The organism is Streptomyces sichuanensis, assembly GCF_020328095.1.
Classification (GTDB): Bacteria; Actinomycetota; Actinomycetes; order Streptomycetales; family Streptomycetaceae; genus Streptomyces; species Streptomyces cinnamoneus.
On sequence record NZ_JAIXMK010000130.1, the window covers coordinates 1 to 8,043 of the forward strand.

At 72.1% G+C, this 8,043-nt stretch carries 8 protein-coding genes; 5 read left to right on the forward strand and 3 right to left on the reverse strand.

Annotated features, from left to right (window positions below; translation table 11 throughout):
• Nucleotides 1-1,516 (forward strand): glycoside hydrolase family 18 protein (locus LE181_RS27205; RefSeq protein ID WP_225664152.1); only part of this gene is annotated, 1,516 nt, incomplete at its 5' end.
• 101 nt (nt 1,517-1,617) lie between these two features.
• Here LE181_RS27205 and LE181_RS27210 read toward each other — a convergent pair.
• Genes LE181_RS27210 through LE181_RS27220 form a run of 3 tightly spaced genes read right to left on the reverse strand, consistent with a single transcriptional unit; the run spans nt 1,618 to nt 3,769 of the window.
• On the reverse strand, nt 1,618-2,190 hold the full coding sequence (locus LE181_RS27210; RefSeq protein WP_225664153.1) for a cob(I)yrinic acid a,c-diamide adenosyltransferase: 573 nt from the start codon (nt 2,188-2,190) through the stop codon (nt 1,618-1,620).
• Nucleotides 2,191-2,203: 13 nt separating this feature from the next.
• Nucleotides 2,204-2,959 carry an ABC transporter permease gene (locus tag LE181_RS27215; RefSeq protein ID WP_225664154.1) on the reverse strand — a complete coding sequence of 252 codons (756 nt, stop codon included), beginning with the start codon at nt 2,957-2,959 and terminating at the stop codon, nt 2,204-2,206.
• 12 nt (nt 2,960-2,971) lie between these two features.
• Nucleotides 2,972-3,769 (reverse strand): ABC transporter ATP-binding protein, encoded by a 798-nt coding sequence (locus LE181_RS27220; protein ID WP_225664155.1) that lies wholly within the window; start codon nt 3,767-3,769, stop codon nt 2,972-2,974.
• 80 nt (nt 3,770-3,849) lie between these two features.
• Here LE181_RS27220 and LE181_RS27225 point away from each other — a divergent pair, with 80 nt between their 5' ends.
• From LE181_RS27225 to LE181_RS27240, 4 genes are all read left to right on the forward strand, one after another.
• Nucleotides 3,850-4,488, forward strand: coding sequence for a TetR/AcrR family transcriptional regulator (locus tag LE181_RS27225; RefSeq protein ID WP_225664156.1), 639 nt, complete (start codon nt 3,850-3,852; stop codon nt 4,486-4,488).
• Nucleotides 4,489-4,671: 183 nt separating this feature from the next.
• On the forward strand, nt 4,672-5,520 hold the full coding sequence (locus LE181_RS27230; protein WP_225664157.1) for a 3-hydroxyacyl-CoA dehydrogenase family protein: 849 nt from the start codon (nt 4,672-4,674) through the stop codon (nt 5,518-5,520).
• A gap of 137 nt (nt 5,521-5,657) precedes the next feature.
• Nucleotides 5,658-5,993 carry an STAS domain-containing protein gene (locus LE181_RS27235; protein WP_225664158.1) on the forward strand — a complete coding sequence of 112 codons (336 nt, stop codon included), beginning with the start codon at nt 5,658-5,660 and terminating at the stop codon, nt 5,991-5,993.
• A 274-nt stretch (nt 5,994-6,267) separates the two neighbouring features.
• On the forward strand, nt 6,268-8,043 hold a 1,776-nt coding region (locus LE181_RS27240), incomplete at its 3' end, for an ATP-binding protein (protein ID WP_225664159.1).

The following is an 8,043-nucleotide window of genomic DNA, read 5'->3' on the forward strand; positions in this document are numbered from 1 at the left end:
CGCCACCGACGACAAGGGCGTCAAGGACTACGACGTCTACCGGGGGCCGACGAAGGTCGCGACGGTGGCGAAGCTCGCCTACACCGACACCGGCCTGAGCGCCGGGACCGACTACACGTACACGGTCGTCGCCCGTGACACCGCCGACCAGACCGGGCCCGCCAGCGCCGCGCTGAACGTCCGTACCACCGGCGGGGGCGGCCAGCCGTCCGGCTACGCCAGGGTCGGCTACTTCGTGCAGTGGGGCATCTACGGCCGGGGCTACACCGTGAAGTCCCTGGACACCACGGGGGCCGCCGCCCGGCTCACCCACCTCAACTACTCCTTCTCCAACATCGACCCGGTCAACCTGACCTGCCTCAACGGCGTCACCAAGGCGACCACCCCCAACCCGCAGGACCCCGGCCAGGGCGACGGTGCCGGCGACTCCTGGGCCGACTACGAGAAGGGCTTCGGTGCCGGCGAGTCCGTCGACGGCGTGGGGGACACCTGGGACCAGCCCCTCGCCGGCAACTTCAACCAGCTGAAGAAGCTCAAGGCCAAGTACCCCAAGCTGAAGATCAACATTTCGGTCGGCGGCTGGACGTACAGCAAGTACTTCTCGGACGTGGCCCGCACGGACGCCTCGCGGCAGAAGTTCGTGAAGTCCTGTATCGACATGTACATCAAGGGCAACCTGCCCACGACGAACGGGCGCGGCGGCACCGGCGTCGCGGCCGGTATCTTCGACGGCTTCGACATCGACTGGGAGTGGCCGGGCTCCGAGGGACACGCCGGCAACCACGTCTCGAAGGACGACAAGGCCAACAACACGCTGCTGTTCGCCGAGTTCCGCAGGCAGCTGGACGCGCTGAGCGGCACGACCGGGAAGAAGTACCTGCTCACGGCGTTCACCCCGGCCGACCCGGCGAAGATCGAGGCGGGCTGGGACATCACCACCAAGGACGGCACGCCCAGCGTCCTCGACTCCATGGACTTCGCGAACGTCCAGGGCTACGACTTCCACGGCTCGGGCAGCGACAACAGCTGGGAGCCGAACCGCACGGGCCACCAGGGCAACCTCCACCCCGACCCCAAGGACCCGTACACGACGAAGTTCAGCGTCGAGAAGACCGTCCAGACCTACCTGGACGCCGGCGCCGACCCCCGCAAGGTCGTCCTCGGCCTGGCCTTCTACGGCCGCGGCTGGCAGCAGGTCGCGGACGGCGGCGAGCACGGCGTCTGGCAGAGCGCGGGCGGCGCGGCGGCGGGGCAGTTCCCGGAGGAGGCGGGCACGCGCGGCTACGACAACCTGCGCGCCTCCGTCGCCAACCTGACCGTGTATCACGACGAGCAGACCGTCGCGACGTACGGCTACACGGGCGGGGGTGGCCAGTGGTGGACGTTCGACGACGCCTGGTCCATCGGCAAGAAGACCGCCTGGCTGCGGGCGAAGGGGCTCGGCGGCGTGATGATCTGGGAGATGTCCGGTGACAGCGGCACGCTGATGACGGCCGTGGACAGCGGCCTGCGGTAGCCGTCACCGGCAGTGGTCGTCCTCGATCGCCGGACGGGCTGGAAAAACAGCCCGTCCGGCGATCGAGGACAACAAACGGCGAACGGGCGGGGCCGGAGAAGCTACCGGTTCTCGCCCGGCACCCACAGGATGTCGCCGAGCTCCTTGTTCGCCGTGCGCGCCAGGATGAACAGCAGGTCCGACAGGCGGTTGAGGTACGTCGCCGTCAGGTGGTTCATGATGTCGCCGTGCACCTCCAGCGCCGCCCACGTGGAGCGCTCGGCGCGCCGCACCACCGTGCACGCCTGGTGCAGCAGCGCCGCTCCCGGCGTGCCGCCGGGGAGGATGAAGCTGCGGAGCTTCTCCAGGTCCGCCAGGAAACGGTCGCAGTCCGCCTCCAGTTTGTCGATGTAGGACTGCTCGACCCGCAGCGGCGGGTACTTCGGGTCCTCGACGACGGGCGTCGCCAGATCCGCCCCCACGTCGAAGAGGTCGTTCTGCACCCGGACGAGCACTTTGACGACCTCGGCCGGCAGCTGCCCCAGGGCGATGGCCACCCCGATCGCGGCGTTCGCCTCGTTGGCGTCGGCGTACGCCGCGATGCGGGTGTCGGTCTTCACGGTGCGGCTCATGTCGCCGAGGGCGGTCGTGCCGTCGTCCCCGGTGCGGGTGTAGATGCGCGTCAGATTGACCATGGTCCGAGGGTAGTCACGCCCCGGCCCGGCGGAAGTACCGCGTACCCGCCGCCACCGACGCCGCCATCAGCACGAGGGCCGCCAGGGTGCCGTGCAGCAGGGCGGGGGAGGTGTAGTCGCCGGCGAAGGCGGCGCGTACCGCGTCCACCAGATAGCGCAGCGGCACCAGGTGCGAGAGCGCGTCGAGCCAGCCGGGAGCCAGCGTCATCGGCAGCAGCAGTCCGGAGAGCAGCATCGCGGGCATGGTGACGGCGTTGACGACGGGGGCGAACGCCTGCGGCACCGGGATCTTCATGGCCAGCGCGTACGACAGGGACGCCAGCGACAGGGCCAGCGCGGCCGTGAAGGCGAAGCCGATGAGGAGGCCGGGCAGCGGGGCCCGCAGGCCCATGGCCAGGGCCACTGCCACCAGCAGCACGGCCTGGACGACCAGCAGGGTGGCGTCCTTCAGGACCCGCCCCAGCAACAGGGCCGCCCGGCTCACCGGCGTCACCCGCATCCGTTCGACCACCCCCTGCTGCTTCTCGACGATGAGCCCGAGCCCGGCGAACGTGGAGCCGAAGAGGGCCAGTTGGAGCAGCAGGCCGGGCACCAGGACCTGCCAGGAGCTGCCGGAGCCGCCGAGCGGCACGCCGGTCAGCAGCGGGCCGTAGAACACGAGGTAGAGCGCGGGCATGAGCGCGCCGAAGAGCATGGCGGCCGTGGAGCGCAGGGTCTGGCGCGCGTAGCGGCCGTAGACGACGGCGATGTCGGAGAGGAGAAGGCGCATCGGAACGGGCTCCTAGACGGCGAGGGGGGTGGCGTCCCGGGGCGTGGCGCCGCGCCCGGTGATCGCGAGGAAGGTGTCCTGCAGCGTGGCCGTGGGCGAGCCGGCGTACCGGGCTTTGAGCTCGGCCGGGGTGCCCTCGGCCGCGACGGCGCCCTCGTCGACGACGACCAGCCGGTCGGCGAGGGCGTCGGCCTCGTCGAGGTAGTGCGTGGTGAGGAAGACGGTCGTGCCCCACTCGGAGCGGATGCGGCGGACGAGGTCCCAGAGGTCGGCGCGGCTGCCGGGGTCGAGCCCGGTGGTCGGCTCGTCGAGGAAGAGGATCTCCGGCCGGTGGGGGAGGGCCATGGCGATGTCGAGCCGCCGTCGCTGCCCTCCGGACAGTGCGCCGCAGGGCCGCTCCAGCAGGCCGTCCAGGCCCAGCTCGGCCGCCAGCTCCTCCGCGCGGTCCTGCGCGTCCGGCGTGCGCAGCCGGTAGAAGCGGCCCTGGGTGACCAGTTCCTCGCGTACGGACGCGCCGGGGTCCACGCCGCCGGACTGGGCGACGTAGCCGGTCCGGCGGCGCACTCCCGTGGGATCGCGGACGAGGTCGTGCCCGGCGATGGTCGCGGTGCCACGGGTGGGTGCGAGCAGGGTGGTGAGCATGCGCAGCGTGGTGGTCTTGCCCGCGCCGTTGGGGCCGAGGAAGCCGAGGATCTCCCCGCGCCGGACGGCGAGGTCGACGCCGCGCACGGCCTCGACGGGGCCGCGCGGCGTCGTGAAGGTCCGGGCGAGCCCGGAGGTGCGGATGCTGAGGGTTTCCGGTGCGTCCATGGCCGCAAGAAAAGCAGAGTCTCTTAAAGTTTGCAATGACCCCAAGTTTTCACCGAGTGCAGCAAAGATACGATGGGGCCATGACCGAAGGGCTCAGGGAACGGAAGAAGCGGCAGACCAGGCAGCACATCTCGGATGTCGCGACCGGCCTGTTCCTGGAGCGCGGCTTCGACGCCGTGACGATCGCGGAGATCGCGGCGGCCGCGGACGTCTCCGTCAACACCGTGTACAACTACTTTCCCGCCAAGGAAGACCTCTTCCTCGACCGCGAGGACGACGTGGTCCAGTGGCTGGCCACGGTCGTCCGCGGCCGGCCCGCCGGGGAATCGGCGGCCGAGGCCGTACTGCGCTCCCTGCGCGCCGAAGTGGTGGCGCTCTCCCCGCGGCTCGGTCTCATCGACGGCTACGACCGCTTCATGCGCGTCATCGACCGGTCGCAGGCGCTGCGCTCACGACTGTTCGACATGCGTCAACGGGCCGTCGGGGCGGTGGCCGTCGTGCTCGCCGAGGAGTCCGGCACGGGGGAGGGGGCGATGCCCGCCCTGGTGGCGAGTCAGCTGGGGTGGATCCAGGGCCACGTCGTCGAGTTCATCCAGCGCGAGCTGATGGCGGGGCGCACGGCGGCCGAGACCTCGCGGGCGGCGCTCGGCCTGCTGGACGAGATCGAGTCCCTGCTCGGCGAGCGGCTCCTCGGCTGCGCCCGTCGGCCCGTCGTGTGATCAATGAGGCCCAAGTGGCCCATCTGCACCGTGAGGTCACAGGCCCGGCCGTCTCAGTGTGATGTCCGTCATTCGGGACGTGACGCGCATCTCTTACTGCCCAACCGCGCGCCCGCGGACGCTAATCTCCGGGCGGAGAGCCGTAAATGAACAGGTACATGCACAGGGAGTAAGGGGACAGCCGTGGCCAAGAAGCTCGCCGTCATCGGGGCCGGACTGATGGGCTCCGGGATTGCGCAGGTCTCCGCGCAGGCCGGTTGGGACGTCGTGCTGCGGGACGTCACGGACGCGGCGCTCACCCGCGGAACGGACGGCATCAAGTCCTCGTACGAGAAGTTCGTCTCCAAGGGGAAGCTGGAGGCCGCGGCCGCCGAGCAGGCGCTGGCCCGGATCACCACGACCACCGACCTCGACGCGGCCGCCGACGCCGACATCGTCGTCGAGGCGGTCTTCGAGGACATCGACACCAAGCGGGACATCTTCCGCACCCTGGACGGGCTGGTGAAGGACGAGACGGTGCTGGCCTCCAACACCTCCGCCATCCCGATCACCAAGATCGCGGCCGCCACGTCGCGCCCCGAGCGCGTGGTCGGTGCCCACTTCTTCTCCCCGGTGCCCATGATGCAGCTGTGCGAGCTGGTGCGGGGCTACAAGACGAGCGACGAAACGCTCGCCAAAGCCCGTGAGTTCGCCGAGGGCGTCGGCAAGACCTGCATCGTCGTCAACCGCGACGTGGCCGGCTTCGTCACCACGCGCCTGATCTCCGCGCTCGTCGTCGAGGCGGCCAAGCTGTACGAATCGGGCGTGGCCACCGCCGAGGACATCGACGTCGCCTGCAAGCTGGGCTTCGGGCACGCCATGGGCCCGCTCGCGACCGCGGACCTGACGGGCATCGACATCCTGATGCACGCCACCGGGAACATCTACACCGAGTGCCAGGACGAGAAGTTCGCCCCGCCGGAGATCATGCGCCGCATGGTCGACGCGGGCGACCTCGGCCGGAAGAGCGGTCAGGGCTTTTACCAGCACTGAGCTGTGACCGTCCACCGGGCTTCACCCTGTGGGGTGAATTCGGTGTCGGTTCGCTTACAGGCGGCAACTTTGTCGTGTGAGAGGCAGTCAGTCCTTTAGAGCCACAACCACATCAGGCACCACTCCCGGGAGCGCATATGCACATCAGGGGCGACCACGCCGAACTGGTCGTCGGGGGGCGCCTCGACGTCCGCAACGCGGCGGACGCCCGTACGGTCCTGCACTCCGCACTCGACGCCGGGCGGGGCGACCTCGTCCTCGACCTGACCGAGCTGGACTCCTGGGACGCCACCGGACTGGGCGTCATCATGGGCGCCCACCGCCGCGCCGGGCGCACCGGCCGGCGGCTCGTCCTGCGCGGAGTGCCGGACCGCATGCAGCGCCTCCTGGTGGCCACCCGGCTGCACCGCATCCTCGCGATCGAGGGGGGCGGCGTCGACGCCCCCTCCCCGCAGCCCCTGCCGCGGGTCTGAGCCCGTAGTGACCGGGGGCGCCGGGCGGGCCCGGTGAGCCCCCTGCGTCGCGAGTACCCCGATCCTCACGAGACTGTGACGTCCCGTGGCGACGTGGCACCCTCCCCGTCGTAGATACTGTGCCAAGGTCTGTTCGGTTTCCCGCCGCCCACGACAGCCCACGGCGGGCACCGGACCGGTGCCGACGGCCCGCGCTGCACGGGCCGGAGGCCGAAGGAGTGCGGACAGGCCGGAGGGCACGACGGCACGCCACGCATCTTGGGGGCTCTGAACCATGGACCCGACGAACCGGGGATCCGAGGAATTCCACGACGACGAGCACACTCCGGCCGAGGACGGCGGCACACGGCGCCCGCCCCGCGAGCCCGCACCGGGCCCGGAAGCGGGCTCCGGCGGCCAGGGGCCGGTCCGCGTCGTCCAGCTCGTCTCCGGCGACTACCTCCTCACCGTCAACCCGGTCGACGGCAGCGAAATAGAGCCCTGCCCGCCCGGCGCCCTCCCCTCCCGTCCCGAACGCCACGGCCCCGAGCAGCGCGCCGAGCTGCGCCGCGCCGCCACGCCCCCGCTGCCCGCCCGCCAGGCCGGGCCCCAGCTGCCCATGCTCCACCGCGACGAGGAGCGCGAGAGACTGGGCCGCCTGCTCTCGCGCGGCCGCTCCGTGCGCCTGACCGGCCCCTCCGGCTCCGGCCGCAGCGTCCTGCTGGACGCCGTCGCCGAGGACTGCGCGGACCTCGCCCCCGACGGCGTCGTCCGGCTCAGCGGCTACCACCGCACCCCCCACGACCTGTTGCACGAGCTGTTCGCGGCCGTCCACCACGCACCCCTGCACCGCCTGGACCGCACCGAGCTGCTGAGCGCCGTCCACGACATCGGCGCCGTCGTCGTCGTGGACGACCTCGAATTCGGCGGCAGCGCGCTCGACGAGCTCCTCGACGCCACCCCCGAGTGCGCCTTCCTGCTCGCCGCCACCCCCGACGTCGCCGCACCCTCCGCCGACTCGCACCTGGAAGAGGTCTTCCTCGGCGGACTGGACCGCACCGGCTGCCTGGAGCTGCTGGAGCTGGCCGTGGACCGGCCGCTCACCGACGAGGAAGCCGGCTGGGCGGCCGACCTGTGGTTCGAGTCCGAGGGCCTGCCACTGCGCTTCGTCCAGGCCGGCGCCCTGCTGCGACAGAGGGACGCCCTGGCCGCCGGCCCGGCGGCCGTCGAGGAGTTCGGCGTCTTCGCCGAGCGGCCCCCCACCACCGCCGGCACCGAGAGCCCCGCCGCCGGCACCGCACCGCTGCCCACCCTCGCCCAGGCCGCCGCGCCCGCCGCCCTGCTCGCCTCCCGGCTCGGCGAGGCCGCCCGCGAGACCCTGCGGTTCGCGGTCGCCCTCGGCGGCGAGCTGCCCCACCAGGCCCACCTGCCCGCACTGGCCGGCGACACCCACGCGGACGCCGCCGTCGGCGAGCTGCTGGCCTGCGGGCTGATCGGCACCGTCGCCGCCCACTACCGCCTCGCCGCCGGCGTCGCCGACCAGCTGATCGCCGAGGGCTACGGCGACGACGCGGCCGACAAGGCGCACTCCGCCGCCCAGCACTACGCCTGGTGGGCCGGCCACCCGTCCGTGACCCCCGAGCGGATCGCCGTCGAGGCCGACGCGATCCTGGCCACCCTGGGCGCCCTCGTCGGCGCCGAGGAGGCCGGCCAGCGCGCCGCCGCCGTCCTGCTGGCCCGCACGGCCGCGCCCGCCTTCGCGGCGGCCCTGCACTGGGGCGCCTGGGAGCGCAGCCTGCGCCACGGGCAGGAGGCCGCGCGGCTCGCGGGCGAAGTCGGCGAAGAAGCGTATTTCCACCACGAGTTGGGCGTCCTCGCCCTGTGCAGCGGCAACCTCGACCGCGCCCGCGCCGAACTGGAGGCGTCCATCGGCCTGCGCGGCGTCCTCGCCGACAAGCGCGGCGCCGTCGCCGGCCGCCGCGCCCTGGCGCTGGTCGCCGACCGCTCCGGCCTGGCCATGGGCGCCCGGCCCGTGCCCGGAGGCGCCCCGGGGCGCACCGGCTCCGCGGCC

What these genes read in the sequence shown, in the direction of transcription:
- LE181_RS27210 (WP_225664153.1), bottom strand. Translation starts at nt 2,190, where the DNA reads ATGGTCAATCTGACGCGCATCTACACCCGCACCGGGGACGACGGCACG.
- LE181_RS27220 (WP_225664155.1), bottom strand. Translation starts at nt 3,769, where the DNA reads ATGGACGCACCGGAAACCCTCAGCATCCGCACCTCCGGGCTCGCCCGG.
- LE181_RS27225 (WP_225664156.1), top strand. Translation starts at nt 3,850, where the DNA reads ATGACCGAAGGGCTCAGGGAACGGAAGAAGCGGCAGACCAGGCAGCAC.
- LE181_RS27215 (WP_225664154.1), bottom strand. Translation starts at nt 2,959, where the DNA reads ATGCGCCTTCTCCTCTCCGACATCGCCGTCGTCTACGGCCGCTACGCG.
- LE181_RS27235 (WP_225664158.1), top strand. Translation starts at nt 5,658, where the DNA reads ATGCACATCAGGGGCGACCACGCCGAACTGGTCGTCGGGGGGCGCCTC.